Origin of the sequence: Acuticoccus sp. (genome assembly GCF_965213555.1) — a bacterium.
Taxonomy (GTDB): Bacteria; Pseudomonadota; Alphaproteobacteria; order Rhizobiales; family Amorphaceae; genus Acuticoccus.
Genome location: NZ_OZ243890.1, coordinates 3,730,607 through 3,745,622, shown reverse-complemented (window position 1 = coordinate 3,745,622; position 15,016 = coordinate 3,730,607). Strand labels below are relative to the sequence as shown.

The window sequence follows — 15,016 nt, the reverse complement described above, 5'->3', positions numbered from 1 at the left end:
TCAGATCGGCTGGCGCCCCTTGCGGCGCCGCACCTCGAGCGCGGCGTTCACCTCGAGCGGCAGGGCCTCCCCCCACTCGATGTCGGCGAGCGTCAGCCCGATGTCGTCGAGGATGCGTGGGTCGAGGTCCGCCATCGCGCTGAAGTGCGCCCGTCGCTCGCGCAGCGCGCGTTGCCGGCGCCAGCGGTCGAGCCGGTCCGAAAGGATGGCGCGCAGCGTTGGTGCCCCCGCGATGGGTGTCGCCCGATGTGCCATCGTCGCCTCCACGTCCGTTGCCCGACCTCGGTTGCCCCAGAGATGGCGCCGCGCTACCGTTCAGTCGAACAGATAGTTTTGACGTCACCGAACAACGATTTTGAACGAATGCACTCCCCATGACGGTGCTCAACCACGACTTCATGCGCACCTTCCTGGCAGTGGTCGACGCCGGCAGCTTCCGTGCCGCGGCCTCCCGGGTGCACCGGACCCCGTCCGCGATCTCCATGCAGATGGCGAGGCTGGAGGGCGAGGTCGGCAGGCCGCTGTTCGTCAAGAACGGCCGTACCGTGGCGCTGAGCGCCACCGGCGAGGAGCTCCTCACCTACGCGCGGCGCATCATCGACCTGTGCGACGAGGCGGTGGAGCACCTGCGCGGACGCGAGATCGACGGCCAGGTTCGCTTCGGGATGCCCGACGAGCGCGGCGCACGGCTGCTGCCGCGGGTGATGGCGCGCTTCGCCAGGGTCTACCCCAACGTCGAGGTCACGATCGTGCTCGACTCGAGCCGGCGGCTCCTCGACCGGCTTGCACGCGGCGAGGTCGACGTGGTCGTGGTGTCGGACATGCCCCACGCTGCGGCGCATGGCGGCGAGGTCGTCCACGGGGACGAGCTCGTTTGGGTCGGCTGCGTGGACGGCCGAGCCAAGGGCCTCGACCCGCTGCCCCTCGCGCTGTCCGAACTCGGCTGTCAGTGGCGCCATCATGCCGTCGAGGCCTTGGTCGGGGCTGGGCGCGCGTACCGCATCGCCGTGACCTGCGACCACTCTTGGGGTCAGCTCGCCGCGGTCCATGCGGACCTTGCCATCTCGGTCCTGCCCACGGCGTTGCTTTGCGACACGGTCGAACGGATCGACGGCGTCCTGCCGCCGCTGCCGTCCTTCACCGACCGGATGTGCGTTGGTCCGAACCCCTCACGGGCCGCGCTCGCCCTCGCCGAAGCGCTGCGCGAGAGCCTGCACTGATCGGCGCGCGGCGCCTTGCCCGGGCATGGGCAGCCTGGGGGCTTCGACGGGTCTGGTTTGGGCGTCGTCCACAGCCCGTCCACGCGGGACACGGGGGCAGCGGGGACGTTAACCGTTCGGCAACCAAACCGGCGTCGGATCGGGCGAGTGTCCCCGCGCAACGATCCGAAGGCCCGCCCGTGTCACCACCCCACCCCGTGCTCGGCGTCGAGCGCTCGGCGTCCGGCCGCCGCTGGGTCGCCCGCCTCGACGCGGCGGGCGAGCGCACGGCGCTGGCGCTCGCCCAGCGCCACGGTCTTCCCGAGGTCGTGGCTCGCGTCCTCGCCGGCCGCGGCGTCACGGTGGACAACGCCGAGCGCGAGCTCGCACCGACGATCCGCGAGCTGATGCCGGACCCCTCGCGGCTGACCGATTGCGACGCGTTGGTGGCGCGCCTCGCCGACGCGGTGGAGGGAAGCGAGGCCGTCGCGCTGTTCGCCGACTACGACGTCGACGGGGCGACCTCGGCCGCCGTCGTCGCGCGCACGCTCGCCATGCTGGGCCTGACACCGCGCATCGTCATCCCCGATCGGCTGACGGACGGTTACGGCCCGTCGGTGGAGGCGATGGAGCGGCTCGCCGACGAGGGCGTGCACGTCGTCGTGTGCCTCGACTGTGGGGCCGGGGCGACGCTGCCCGTGGCCGCCGCCAAGGCGCGCGGTCTCGACGTCCTCGTCATCGACCACCACCCGGTGACGACGCTCGCGCCAGCGGACGCAATCGTGAACCCCAACCGCGGCGACGACCTGTCGGGGCTCGGAGACTGCGCCGCGGTCGGCGTCGCCTTCGTCGTCATGGTCGGGCTGATGCGTGAGCTGCGCCGCCGCGGCCGCTTCGCCGAGGGCGAGCCGAGCCTGATGCCGCTGCTCGATTGCGTGGCGCTCGGTACCGTGGCCGACGTCGTCCCGCTGTCGCCGCTCAACCGCGCGTTCGTCACTCGCGGGCTCGTCGCGCTGCGGCGCCGTGGCAACGCGGGGCTCGCGGCGCTCACGACGACCGCGCGGCTCGCTGGGCCGGTCGACGCCCATCACCTCGGCTACGTCCTTGGCCCCCGCATCAACGCCGGCGGACGCATCGGCGACTCCGCGCTCGGCGCGCGCCTTTTGACGACGCACGATCCGCTCGAGGCCGAGCGCATCGCAGCCACGCTCGACCGGCTGAACGAAGACCGTCGCCGCATGGAAACCGCCGCCCTCGCCGAGGCCGACGCGATGGCGGACGGTGCGCACGTCATCGTCGTCGCCGGCTCCTGGCATCCGGGCGTCGTCGGCCTTGTCGCCGCCCGGCTCAAGGAGCGCTACCGGCGGCCGGCCATCGCCATCGCGTTGACCGGGGCGACCGGGACCGGATCGGCGCGGTCCATCGAGGGGGTCGACCTCGGCGCGGCGATCCGCGCCGCAGCGGCCGACGGTCTTCTCGAGAAGGGCGGCGGGCACGCGATGGCGGCCGGCCTCACCGTGCGTGCCGACCGGATCGACGTGCTCGCCGCTTGGTTGAACGCGGCGCTTTCCAGCGACGTCACCGCCGCTGTGACGGCGGACAGCCTGAGGATCGACGCGGTCGTGGCTCCCGGCTCCATCGACGAGCCGCTCGCGCGGTCGCTGTCGCACTTCGGCCCGTGGGGTGCCGGCCGGCCGCGACCCATCCTCGCCCTGGATGGGGCGTTCGTCGAGGGCACCGTCACCGTGGGAGCCGCGCAGTGCCTCAAGCTTCGCCTCGCTGGCCTCGCAGGCCCATCGCTGGAGGCCATGCTGTTCCGCCCCGACGGGCCCATCGGCGACCGGCTGCGCGAGGCTCGGGGTGGCGCCGTGAACCTTGCGGTGGAGGTCGGCCACGGGGCCTTCCGCGGCATCCCCCGGGCCGAGGTGTCCGTCGTCGACGTCGCTGAGGTGGGCGAGGCGGTCCGCCGGGCCGCTTGAGGCGCGGGTTCGCTGGGCGTGTCAGAGCACGCGGACGAGCTCGTGCACGGTCGCGAGCAGCCACTCGTCCCGGCCGGCAGCGCCGACGAACTGAACCGACAGCCCGTCGACCGGTGCGACGACCACCGGCAGACCGGCGACGCTGAACGGCACGGTGTAGCGGATGTTGGCGTTGGTGATCGGCATCGCGACGCCGGCGACCTCGACCGCCTGCGTCCGGCGCGGCGCTGGCCGCATTGGCAGCGTCGGCAGCACGAGGATCACGTCCGGCTGGATCGACCCGCGCCACGCCTCGCGCGCGCCCGAGGCGGTCCGCCGGGCCTCCGCGACGCCGCGGTCGTCGAGGGTCGCGCCGTAGGCGATGCCGCTCGCTGCAAGGTCAGCAAAGCCGTCCGGCGCACGGTCCCAGTCGTCTCGATGCACCGCGAACCCCTCGGCGCACACGATGTCGGAGTGCGCCGCGGCGAGAACGTCGTAGGGCACCGGGCTCGCGAACGTGCCGGCGCCGAGGCGCTGGCGGATGGACGCGAAGGCCGCGCGCACCGCGGCGTCGGCCACGGCAAGCTCGTGGTCGGGCACCGAAAAGCGTGGGCTCGTGCTGTCGGAGGGGTCCCACGCCTCGACGAGGAAGGGCGCCGCGGCGGCGAGCTGCACGGCGTCAGCAGCCAGGATGCCCGGCACGTCGAAGGTAGGCGACAGCGGCAGGACGCCGTCCAAGACGGCCCGCTCGCGCGTCGGCGTGTAGGCGAGGAGGTCGCAGTAGGCGGCCGGGATGCGCACCGAGCCGCCGGTGTCGGTGCCGAGACCCACCTCGGCCAGCCCGCCGGCGACGGCCGCCGCCGAGCCCCCGCTTGAGCCCCCAACCGCGCGGCCAGGGTGGCGCGGGTTCTCCACGGCGTCCGTCATCGTCCCGAAGCCGGCCGCATCCGTCACCGTCACACCGGCGAGCGCGTAGCCCGCCGCCTTGAGCCGGGCGACGACCGTGGCGTCGCGGCTCGCCCTGCGCCCGGCGCGGACGGGCAGGCCGGCCTCCTGCGGCAGGCCCTCGACCGCGATCATGTCCTTGACGGCGACGCGCGGTCCGTCTGCCGTCGCGACGCGCTCGACGAAGGCGCCGTAGGGGTCCGGCGTCACCGCCGGACGCCTCAGCTGAGGTTGAACTTGTCGAAGTTCGTGTGTCGCGCCTTGATGGTGCGCACCGTGCCGTGGAGCGAGCGCATCACGATGGTCTCGGTGGTGATGTAGCCGGGGTAGAACCGCACGCCCTGCAGGAGGTTGCCGTCCGTCACCCCGGTCGCCGAGAAGTAGACGTCGCCCGAGGCCATCTCCTCGTGGGTGTAGATCTTGTCGAAGTCGGTGATGCCCATGCGCTCGGCGCGGGCCTTGTGCTCGTCGGTCTTGAGGATCAGCCGGCCCTGCATCTGCCCGCCGATGCAGCGCAGCGCGGCCGCGGCGAGGACGCCCTCCGGCGCGCCCCCCGTGCCGATGTAGATGTCGATGCCGGTCTCGATGGGGTCGGTGGTGTGGATGACGCCGGCGACGTCGCCGTCGCCGATCAGCCGGATCGCGGCGCCGGTCTCGCGGATCGCCTTGATGAGCTCGGCGTGACGGGGTCGGTCGAGGACGCACGCGGTGATCTCGCCGGCGGACACACCCTTCGCCTCGGCCAGCCGGCGGATCGCCTCGGCGGCGGGCATGTCGAGGTCGACGACGCCATCGGGGTAGCCCGGGCCGATGGCGATCTTCTCCATGTAGACGTCGGGCGCGTTGAGCAGCGCGCCGCCCGAGGCGAGCGCCAGCGTGGCGAGGGAGTTCGGCATGTCCTTGGCGCACAGGGTCGTGCCCTCGAGGGGGTCGAGGGCGATGTCCACCCGCTGGCCGCCGGTGCCCACCGCCTCGCCGATGTAGAGCATCGGCGCCTCGTCGCGCTCGCCCTCGCCGATGACGACGATGCCCTCGATCCTGAGGCGGTTGAGCTCGCGCCGCATGGCGTCCACCGCGGCCTGGTCGGCGGCGCGCTCGTCGCCGCGGCCACGCAGGCGCGCCGCCGCCACCGCCGCACGCTCGGTCACGCGCATGACCTCGACGGTCAGGACGCGGTCGAGCGCGCCCCCCGGCGTCGTGTCTTCCTGCATGGCCTGCCACGCCTCCGCTTCCCTGGACGGCGCCGTTGTGCCGCGTTGTCCCGGCGGACGCAACGACGCCGACGGGGCGCGCCACTCGCCGGCGCGCTCGCCGCGCCGGCCGCGGTCATGTAGACCGCCCGGAGCCCGATGTTCGTCTACAGCGCCTACGATGCCGGCGGCTCGCCCACCTACCTCGCGGAGGCGTGCGTGTCGGCGCGCTCGCTGCGGCGGTGGACGGACGCGCCGATCACCTTGTGGACGAACCGGACCGCGCTCGCGGCCGAGCTCGTGCAGGCCGTCGGGTCGCCGTTCAGCGCCATCCTCCCCCTCGGCGAGGCGGGACCCCCCAAGGCGCACAAGATCGACGCGATCGGCAGGGCGAGCGGCGATCGCGTCTTCCTCGACACCGACACGATCGTGCTCGCCGACATCGGACGCGTGTTCGAGTTCGCCGACTTCGACATCGCCGCCGTCCCCGTGGCCGTCCGCGACGCCATCACCTCGATGGACGAGGCGGTGCGCCGCGAGCCGCGTCGGCGGTACACGGTCAACTCCGGCGTCCTCTTCGTGCGCGGACGCTTCGCCGGCCCGCTGTGCGCGGCATGGGCTGCGGCCTACCGCCGGGCGCTGGCGCGGTCGGGACCCTCGGTGTACGACCAGCCCTCGCTCGCGAGGGCGCTCGAGGGGCTGCAGCCGGACCTCCTGCCGCTGCCGCACAACTACAACCTGCGCGTCCAGTTCGGCGGCCTCGTCAGCGGCGCGGTGTTCGTCGTCCACGTGCACTACCGCCGCGACCTCGCGGGGCTCCTGCGCGGCGGCCTCGACGCCCACCGGGTGGACGCGCTCATCGATCGCGTCGCAGCGATCAACGCCTCCACCGGCCAGGCGGTGATGCCGCCGATCGCCCCCGGCAGCGTCCTCGCGCTCGACCTCTCCCGGCGCGGCCGACCCCGCTCGCTCGCGCGCCGGGTGACGGCGCGATGGCTCCACCGGTAGCGCTGCGGGAGGCCGAAGGCTCAGAGGGTCTGGGCGATGCGGATCACGTGCGCGGGCCGCACGATGGTGCCGTCGCTGCGGATCGCGGCGAGCGCCCGTTGCAGCGCCGCCTCGCTGGTCGGGTAGGTGACGAGCACCACGGTCTGCTCGTCGAGCGGCGGCAGGTGGTCGGGGCGGTGCGGCGTCTTCTGCACGATCTGCTCCAGGCTGATGCCCTCGGCCGCCATGCGCGCGGCGAGCGCGGCGAAGGCGCCGGCGCGGTCGGCGATGGGCAGCCGAACGTAGAACGCGCCGTGGTGGCCGGCGGCCGCCGCCTGGCGGAACGGGATGAGGCTCGCGGCGGGACGGCCGAGCGGGCGCGGGGCGAGGCCGCGGGCGAGATCCGTGAGGTCGGAGACGACGGCCGACGCGGTCGCCATCCCGCCGGCGCCGGGGCCCGACAGGAACAATTCGCCGAACGCCGCGCCGCGGATCGCCACCGCGTTGGTGACGCCCGAGGTCTCGGCGAGCGCGCTGCCCAGCGGCACCATGGTGGGGTGGACGCGCTGGTCGACGCCCTCCGCCGTCATCGTGGCGATGCCGAGGAGCTTGATGCGGAAGCCGAGCTCGCGGGCGGCGGCGATGTCGGCGGGCTCGACGCCGCGGATGCCCTCGGTGACGACGGCGTCGGCGTCGATGGCGGTGGTGAAGGCGATGGACGACAGGATGGCGAGCTTGTGGGCGGTGTCGAGCCCGTCGACGTCGAAGCTCGGGTCGGCCTCGGCGTAGCCCAGCCGCTGCGCCTCGGCGAGGCAGGCCTCGAAGGTGAGGCCCTCGCGCTCCATCCGCGTCAGGATGTAGTTGCAGGTGCCGTTGAGGATGCCGAGCACGCTGGTGATGGGGATGCCGGCGAGCCGTCGCGCACGGTGCGGATCGCAGGGATGCCGCCGGCGACGGCCGCCTCATAGAGCAGCGGCGCTTGGTGCTCTTCCGCGAGCGCGGCGAGACGCATCCCGTGCGCGGCGAGCAGCGCCTTGTTCGCGGTGACGACGGCCTTCTTGGCTTCGAGCGCCGCAGTCACGGTCTTGAGCGCCGCCCCGTGCGCCCCACCGATGAGCTCCACCACGACGTCGACGTCGGAGCGCGCGAGCGCCACCGGATCGTCGAACCACGCGGCGCCGGAAAGGTCGATACCGCGCGCGCGGTTACGGTCGCGCGCGCTGACGGCGGCGACCTCGATGTTGCGTCCCGAGCCGCCATGGGTCGGCTCGGCGTCGAGCAGCGCGACGGTGGCGGCTCCGACGGTGCCGAGCCCGGCGATGCCGATGCTCAGGATGGACATACAGAACTCACTAGCATTCGAAGACTGAAGGGGTGAGCATATGTGGTATCAATTCACGACCTTGGAAAAATTAAACTACAACGTCCGTTCTAATAGAGAGCTTAGACAATCAAGCATCCTCGTCAACATAACAGCGAACAAACTTCCAACTATAACGACAACGATCTCAGGCCACCTTTTAGTTATCTGATTAACATAACGCTTCGGTTGCACCACAGCGCTCTTATTCCATCGACGCCGCTCAACCCATGAGAACATGACATGGAAGAAAGTAACTACCAAGGTTATCTGCAATATTGCTGCCCCTCCTAACCATACTGGAGTAAAGAGATGTTCTAATACCAAAAGTATTAAAGGAAGATAGACGACCGTATTTCGAGCGATCACCAATGGTCTATTTGGAACCAATGCGCTTCGATTACTAAGAACGTTCCTTACCTCTTGAAATAGTTGGTTTGCAACGGCCTGATCGGCCGGTGTACCGTTGGGTAGCTCTTCGACCTCCCAAGTACTTAATGACCCCCCAATGGTCAGGTGAAAAAAAGGCCCTGACGAACCTCGCTTTCTGTATGCGCTAAGAAAAAAGGAGTTGTGCGCAGCATTGGAGGCGATCAGCTCCCTTGCGGACAAAAATTCTGTATCGTCCGTTCGGTACACCGGCTCTCCGCCATATTTTTTAATTTTAGCTTCGATGGCGGAAACGTCCTGCTCTCGCAGCCCTATAGTTCCAAAACGGTACTTGTGCGTTTTTCTCTGCAATGGCACGATATCCCGCCGAGTGGTCGTCATATGGTCGTCGTTGAGCGGTCCGCCTCATTCCACCGTCCCTACCGCATCGCGCTGAGCGGCACCACGTTCTGCGGCGCGTGCCGGTCCAGGAAGCGCTTCAGCCCCCGCGCGGCCTGGCGGATGCGCTGCTCGTTCTCCACCAGCGCGATGCGCACAAAGCCGTCGCCGTGCTCGCCGAAGCCGAGGCCCGGCGCCACCGCGACGTGCGCCTCCTCAAGCAGGAGCTTGGTGAACTCCAGGCTGCCCAAATGCGACAGCGCCGGCGGGATCGGCGCCCACGCGAACATCGAGGCCGGCGGCGAGGGCACCGCCCAGCCGGCGCGCGCGAAGCAGTCCACCAGCGTGTCGCGCCGCCGGCGGTACGTCTCGCGGACCTCGGCGATGCAGTCGTCGCCGCCGTTGAGCGCCGCCGCCGCCGCCACCTGGATCGGCGTGAACGCGCCGTAGTCGAGGTAGCTCTTAACCCGCGCGAGCGCCGCGATGAGCCGCTCGTTGCCCACCGCGAAGCCGATGCGCCAGCCGGGCATCGAGTACGTCTTCGACATGGAGGTGAACTCCACCGCGACGTCCTTCGCCCCCTCCACCTCGAGGATCGACGGCGGCGGCGCGCCGTCGAAGTAGATCTCCGCGTAGGCGAGGTCGGACAGGACGAAGATGTCGTGCCGCTTCGCGAAGGCGACGACCTCGCGGTAGAACGCGAGGTCCGCCACGTGCGCGCCGGGGTTCGACGGGTAGCACAGGACGAGGGCGATGGGCTTGGGCACGGAGTGCACCACCGCCCGCTCCAGCGCGCGGAAGAACTCCGGCCCCGGCTCGGCCGGCACCGAGCGGGTCGAGCCGCCCGCCATCAGGAAGCCGAAGGCGTGGATCGGGTAGGAGGGGTTCGGCGTCAGCACCACGTCGCCCGGCGCGGTGATCGCCTGCGCCATGTTGGCGAAGCCCTCCTTGGAGCCGAGCGTCGCCACCACCTCGGTGTCGGGGTCGAGCTTAACGCCGAAGCGCCGCGCGTAGTACGCCGCCTGGGCGCGGCGCAGCCCCGGGATGCCCTTGGAGGCCGAGTAGCGGTGGGTGCGCGGCTTGGCGACGGTCTCGGTCAGCTTGTCGATGATCGCCTGCGGCGTCGGCAGGTCGGGGTTCCCCATGCCGAGGTCGATGATGTCCGCCCCGTCGGCACGCGCCGCCGCCTTCAGCCGGTTGACCTCCTCGAACACATACGGCGGCAACCTGCGGATCTTGTGGAAGCTCTGCATGGGGCGGGACTCCGAACGAGGGGATGGCAATACGCGATCAGCGCGACGGGGCAACCGGGTCGCCGCCGGGCGGCCCGACGGCGCGGGGAGCCTGCGGCTCGATGGGACGAGGCTCGGCCACCGTGCCCGATGGGGACGCGGCATCGTCGCGCGTTTGCCGCGTGCCGCTCGAGGCGATGCGCCCCCGCACCGCCTCCGGGTCGGCCGGCGCGATCGCGGGCGCGGCGCTGGCTCGGCCGCTCGCCGCGATGGCGCGCCGCGCCTCCTCGACGTGGGTGCGGCCGCGCCGGCGCAGCGCGTCGGCCGCGCCGCCGCGTGCGATGCCGGCGGTGCGGGCCCGCGCCGTCCGCCCCTCGGCGGCCAGCGTCGCCACGCCCCGCTCCACCGCCGCCGGCTCGCGCGGCAGCCCGGCGACCGTCGCCGGGTCGGCGAGGATGTTCGGGAACCCGTCGGCACGGGTGGCGGGCACCTCGGAGGGGAGGACGGTCGCGGGACGCTCCGGCAGCCGCACGAGCGGCGCCGACGGCTCCAGGCTGCAGCCCGCGAGGCCCATGGCGAGCGCAGCCACCAGCGCAGCGCCCGCGGACCGCGCGCCCGCCGCGTCTCGGACCGGACCCGTCACGCCTGACCCATCCCCGAACCACCGTCCCCCGGGAGCCGTCGCAGCCCCGCGCACGCGATGCGCCCACCACGCAACGGTCGCAGCGCACCGGCGATTGCCCTGTTGGCAAGCGCCTCCTCCCGTCCCATGACAGGGAGGCAAAGAAAAGAACACGGCCTTAACGCCGATCCATGGAGGACGCTGACGATGGCCGCACGTGACGTGACTGACACACCGCGCGATCCCGTCCTGAACTACATCGTCGACAACCCCGAGGAGTTCGCGCGCAACATCACGAAGATGCTGGCGCACGCCAACGAGGCCATGGCGGCGTACGTCGCCCCCATGCAGGCCGGCGAGGCGAAGGACACGCGGGCCGACGAGATCACCGAGTGGGTGCGCACGCTCTCGCGGGTGACGCACTACTGGCTCGCCGACCCGGTTCGGACGCTGGAGGCCCAGTCCCGCCTCGCCAACGCGTGGATGGCGCTCTACGGCAACGCGCTCTGCCGCCTCGCCGGCGAGCCGGCGGAGCCCGTCGCGCGGCCGGACCCCTCCGACAAGAGGTTCGCCGACGAGGACTGGACCGCCATCCAGTTCTTCGACTTCCTGAAGCAGGGCTACCTCATCACCACGCGCTGGGCGCAGTCGCTGGTGGACGAGGCCGACGACCTCGACGAGCACACGCGGGCCAAGGCGCGCTTCTACGTCCGCCAGCTGTCGGCCGCGCTGTCGCCCTCGAACTTCCTTCTCACCAACCCCGAGCTGCTGCGCGAGACGGCGTCGCGCTCGGGGGAGAACCTTGCCAAGGGCATGAAGATGCTCGCCGAGGACGTCGCGGCGGGCCACGGTGAGCTCCGGCTGCGCCAGTCCGACCCCGGGACGTTCAAGCTCGGCGTCAACATGGCGATGACGCCGGGGCAGGTCATCGCCGAGAACGCCATCGCCCAGCTCATCCAGTACGACGCCGCGACGGACGACGTTGCGCGGGAGCCGATCTTCGTCGTCCCGCCTTGGATCAACAAGTTCTACATCCTCGACCTCAACGCCGAGAAGTCGCTGATCCGCTGGCTCACCGAACAGGGCCACACCGTGTTCGTGCTGTCCTGGGTCAACCCGGACGAGCGGCACGCCGGCAACGACTTCATCACCTACATGCACGAGGGCGTGCTGTGGGGCCTCGACCACGTCCTCAAGGCCGCCGACACCGACCGGACCGACATCGTCGGCTACTGCGTCGGCGGGACGCTGCTCGCGATGACCCTCGCGCACATGGAGCGGCGCGGCGACCGGCGGATCAACACCGCGACGTTCCTCACCGCCCAGGTGGACTTCACCCACGCTGGCGACCTCAAGGTGTTCGTCGACGAGGAGCAGCTCGCCGTCCTCGAGCGCAAGATGACGGCGAAGGGGTACCTCGACGGCCGCTCGATGGCGACCGCGTTCAACATGCTGCGCGCGAACGACCTCATCTGGCCCTACGTCGTCAACAACTACATCAAGGGCCGCGACCCGTTCCCGTTCGACCTGTTGACCTGGAACTCGGACGCGACGCGGATGCCGGCGGCGAACCACACCTTCTACCTGCGCAACTTCTACCATGCGAACCAGTTCGCGCTCGGCCAGCTCGAGGTCGAGGGGACGAGGCTGTCGCCGGGCGACATCAAGGTGCCGGTGCTCAACATCGCCACCAGGGAGGACCACATCGCGCCCGCCTTGTCGGTGTTCACCGGCAACAAGCTGTTCGGCGGCGAGGCGCGGTTCGTGCTGACAGGCTCGGGGCACATCGCCGGCGTCGTCAACCCTCCCGCGAAGAACAAGTACCAGGTGTGGGTGGATGGGGACGCGTCCGGCTCGCTGGAGGAGTGGGTCGCGACCGCGCGCGAGGTTCCAGGCTCCTGGTGGCCGGTCTGGCACGAGTGGCTCGGCGCGCACCGCTCCGGCGAGAGGGTGCCCGCGCGCCCCCCCGGCGGCGGGCACTACAACGCCATCGAGCCGGCGCCGGGCCGCTACGTGACGATGCCATGACGCGGACCGCTGGCAGGCTCGCGTCGTTGCGGTCCGCGGGTCTCCTCAGGCGCCGTGCGACCGGCCCGGTGCCTGCGGGCGGCGTGCCCTGGCCCGTTGCGCCTTTCCGGGGTCATCGATCGTGGTACCGGTACAGCAGGGCGCTGAAGGCGGAGGCGGCGGATGACGCGGGAGGGACGATGGCCCACACGCCGCGTCTGGTAGCGTGGTGGCGGATCGCGTTCGTGTCGTAGGCACGGTCGGCGATCGCGATCGCCCCCGGCCCGAGGTTGACGATAAGGCCGGGCGCGGCGGCCGCGTCACCGGCCTGGCCTGGCCAGGCGTCAGGACGAGGCGGACGCGGGCGGCGTTCGGCAGCGACAAGAGCGTGGATCTTGGTCGTCAGGCCGCCGCGGGCACGGCCCATGCCGCGATCGTCCCCGCCCCCCTTTCCATGGAACCACCGTGCTGGTGGACGCGCACGCATGAGGCGTCGATCATGACGATGTCCCCGTCGTAGGCTTCTGACACCGCAGCCAGGATGCGGTCCGAGATCCCCTTCGCCCGCCATCGGACGAAGGATTGTAGAGCGTCGTGCGTGGTCCGTAGCGCTCGGGCACGGCGTGCCAGGCGACCGGCACGGCAGCGCCAAAGGGATGCCTTAGGCCGCGGACACACATCGCGGCGATCCAGAGGCGGATCGCTGCGAGGGCGATGGCGGCGAGGACGTTGTCAGGCCGGCGATCGGACCGCGTGGCGATGCCGCGGAAGCTTTTGACCCGAATGAAGAACCGCTCGACGAGCTGGCGCTCGCGCTCGAGGAGGCCGCTGAAGGCGAACGTGTTCTTGCAGATCACGCGTGGCGGGGATGTGGACCCGTGCGACGCATCCGGTCGCGTGCGCGCGGATCGCGTTGGGGCCGTATGCCCGATCGGCGATGCGGATGGAGCCTGGCGTGAGGCCGTCGATTGTTGGGCCAAGGCGCCGCCCGCCTCGACCGTCTTACGAATCCTGTTCGTGTCGTCGCCCTTGTCGCCGTCCAACTTGCGGCAGTCCGCCATCGCCTCCAGCAGCGCTTCGGCGGCGGAGCAAGCGGCGACCTGCTCGCCCGTCAGCAGGACGGCGACAGGACGACATCGCTCGTCCGTCAGGGCGTGAGTTTTGGCGGTTCGGCCACCGCGAGAGTCCGATCGCCTGATGCCGCTCCCCCCTTTGGGCCGGACGCACAGCACTGCCGGTGGTCCGCCCGCTGCGGCGAGGGTGTACAAGACGACGCTCCACCCGTTCTGCGCAGCCCGGCGGACGAGCCGTTGTGGAGCGTCTTGCGCGGCCTGTACGGCGCCTGGCGCATCCTTGCGGCGGACTTCCAGACGGGGATGGTCCCGCTGATCACACCCGCCCGTCGTCGACGCGTGGCGGACCGCGCGTGCCGGTCGGAAGCGGTCGCTCGAGGCGCTCGATCTGAGCCTCGGTCGGCCGGAAGTAATCTTGATGCATGACGATCTCCCATCGCAGATCGTCGTCAGATGCGCATCAACGAACCGCGTTTGAGGGTTTGACCCTAGGGCACGTCCGATCCCATCGCAGTCATTGCCGGCGCTGGCGAAGAGGGTGGCGCAGTCCTGCACGGCGACGTCGGGCAGTAGTTCGGCGACTGTGTCCCTTCGGGGAGCGATCGTTCGGCAAGCCGCCTGACGCAGGAATGTCTCCAGCTTGGCGAAGGCGTGCTCGAGCGGTTGAAGTCCGGCGAGCACGGCGCCGATGCAGGAAGCGAGCGCCGGCGGTGTCGAAGGTTTCCCGGATGCCGGCGCCGTGTCCACCGGCAGCTTGTCCATCACGACGATGTCGCCCCGCGAGAGCTCGGGCACCAGGCCGCGCGCCCCCATGGGTGCGGAAGGCCTCGCCGTCCATCACACCATTCGAGGAGCCATGGCGCGACAACACCGTCCGGCCTCAGCCCGGCCGTGAACATGTCGACTTCCAAGGTCCATGCGGCACGGGTGCGCGGCATCGCTCGCCGCGCCGCGCCGGCCACGCAGACGAGCCGAGCCATCTCCGGCGACAGCCCGAGATGAAGATCAGGCGGGAGGGTCGAGGCCGAGCTGGCCGGCGAACCAGTCCTGCCGACGCCGTGCGACGTCCGGGCGGTCCCGCTCGGCAGCGTGTGCGGTCTTGATGGGACGTGAGGCCCCGCCTGGCCAAGACGTGCCACACGGTCGACGGACAGGCCGTCACGCCTCCTTCGGCCGAAGGGCACTCGGCGATCTCGACAAGGATGACGTCCGCCTGCCCTTCCACCAGGCCGAGGATCAACGCTTTAGCGGGTCGAGCCTGAAGCGCAGCGGATGGCCTCGCTGGCCCGGCGCGACGCTCCCCGTGCGCCGCCATGGCCTGCGCCAAGCCTGGCAGTTGCGATCCCGACCGAGAAGCGCCGCGCAGCCTCACGGTGCGACAGCCCATCCTCAATCGCCGCCCCCCCCCGGTTTGCGCCGATCGAGCCGGGGAGCCCGTCCCATCGTCCACCTCGCGAACCACCTTCGCAAAGCACCTCAGACCCGTCGTCTCACGGCGTCACCGACCCGAAGATCGTTCGACCTGATCTAGGCACCGGGCTTCCCGGGGCGGCCCCCAAGGCCCGCGCAAGCGAGAAAGCTCTTGATAACCGACCCTGCGATGGACCGCACGGCCGGCGTTCCCTTGCACGGCCTTCCTCGACTTGGGCACTGTCCGCGGGGATGGGCCGGTGGG

General features: G+C 70.8%; 12 protein-coding genes and 1 pseudogene. 4 read left to right on the top strand and 9 right to left on the bottom strand.

Going from position 1 to position 15,016, the window contains the following annotated elements; genetic code table 11:
- Positions 1-255 carry a hypothetical protein gene (locus ACOOE8_RS17490; RefSeq protein WP_420392681.1) on the bottom strand — a complete coding sequence of 85 codons (255 nt, stop codon included), beginning with the start codon at positions 253-255 and terminating at the stop codon, positions 1-3.
- Positions 256-374: 119 nt separating this feature from the next.
- On the opposite strand from ACOOE8_RS17490, the gene ACOOE8_RS17485 reads away from it, so the two are divergent.
- Both ACOOE8_RS17485 and recJ read left to right on the top strand, forming a co-directional pair.
- Positions 375-1,220, top strand: coding sequence for a LysR substrate-binding domain-containing protein (locus ACOOE8_RS17485; protein WP_420392680.1), 846 nt, complete (start codon positions 375-377; stop codon positions 1,218-1,220).
- A gap of 179 nt (positions 1,221-1,399) precedes the next feature.
- On the top strand, positions 1,400-3,178 hold the full coding sequence (gene recJ / locus ACOOE8_RS17480) for a single-stranded-DNA-specific exonuclease RecJ (protein WP_420392679.1): 1,779 nt from the start codon (positions 1,400-1,402) through the stop codon (positions 3,176-3,178).
- A gap of 21 nt (positions 3,179-3,199) precedes the next feature.
- Here recJ and ACOOE8_RS17475 read toward each other — a convergent pair whose 3' ends face one another.
- Positions 3,200-4,312 (bottom strand): amidase family protein, encoded by a 1,113-nt coding sequence (locus tag ACOOE8_RS17475; protein WP_420392678.1) that lies wholly within the window; start codon positions 4,310-4,312, stop codon positions 3,200-3,202.
- 11 nt (positions 4,313-4,323) lie between these two features.
- Positions 4,324-5,313: a class II fructose-bisphosphatase gene (gene glpX / locus ACOOE8_RS17470; protein WP_420392677.1), complete on the bottom strand. Its 990-nt coding sequence runs from the start codon at positions 5,311-5,313 to the stop codon at positions 4,324-4,326.
- 138 nt (positions 5,314-5,451) lie between these two features.
- Between glpX and ACOOE8_RS17465 the strand changes: the two genes are divergently transcribed.
- Entirely contained in the window at positions 5,452-6,300 is an 849-nt protein-coding gene (locus tag ACOOE8_RS17465) for a hypothetical protein (RefSeq protein WP_420392676.1), read from the top strand.
- A 20-nt stretch (positions 6,301-6,320) separates the two neighbouring features.
- Here ACOOE8_RS17465 and ACOOE8_RS17460 read toward each other — a convergent pair.
- The 4 genes and pseudogenes from ACOOE8_RS17460 to ACOOE8_RS17445 form a co-directional block, all read right to left on the bottom strand.
- Positions 6,321-7,621 (bottom strand): annotated as a pseudogene (locus ACOOE8_RS17460) (homoserine dehydrogenase).
- Between the two features lie 75 nt (positions 7,622-7,696).
- Positions 7,697-8,410, bottom strand: a complete 714-nt coding sequence (locus ACOOE8_RS17455) for a hypothetical protein (protein ID WP_420392675.1) — start codon at positions 8,408-8,410, stop codon at positions 7,697-7,699.
- Positions 8,411-8,448: 38 nt separating this feature from the next.
- On the bottom strand, positions 8,449-9,660 hold the full coding sequence (locus tag ACOOE8_RS17450; RefSeq protein WP_420392674.1) for an LL-diaminopimelate aminotransferase: 1,212 nt from the start codon (positions 9,658-9,660) through the stop codon (positions 8,449-8,451).
- A gap of 37 nt (positions 9,661-9,697) precedes the next feature.
- Complete coding sequence (locus ACOOE8_RS17445; RefSeq protein ID WP_420392673.1) at positions 9,698-10,282, bottom strand: hypothetical protein; 585 nt, start codon at positions 10,280-10,282, stop codon at positions 9,698-9,700.
- A 186-nt stretch (positions 10,283-10,468) separates the two neighbouring features.
- Here ACOOE8_RS17445 and phaC point away from each other — a divergent pair, with 186 nt between their 5' ends.
- Entirely contained in the window at positions 10,469-12,289 is a 1,821-nt protein-coding gene (gene phaC / locus ACOOE8_RS17440; RefSeq protein ID WP_420392672.1) for a class I poly(R)-hydroxyalkanoic acid synthase, read from the top strand.
- 112 nt (positions 12,290-12,401) lie between these two features.
- Here phaC and ACOOE8_RS17435 read toward each other — a convergent pair whose 3' ends face one another.
- Together ACOOE8_RS17435 and ACOOE8_RS17430 are read right to left on the bottom strand one after the other, a co-directional pair.
- Positions 12,402-12,695: a hypothetical protein gene (locus tag ACOOE8_RS17435; RefSeq protein ID WP_420392671.1), complete on the bottom strand. Its 294-nt coding sequence runs from the start codon at positions 12,693-12,695 to the stop codon at positions 12,402-12,404.
- 70 nt (positions 12,696-12,765) lie between these two features.
- On the bottom strand, positions 12,766-14,154 hold the full coding sequence (locus ACOOE8_RS17430) for a transposase (protein ID WP_420392670.1): 1,389 nt from the start codon (positions 14,152-14,154) through the stop codon (positions 12,766-12,768).
- Between the last annotated feature and the right edge of the window lie 862 nt (positions 14,155-15,016).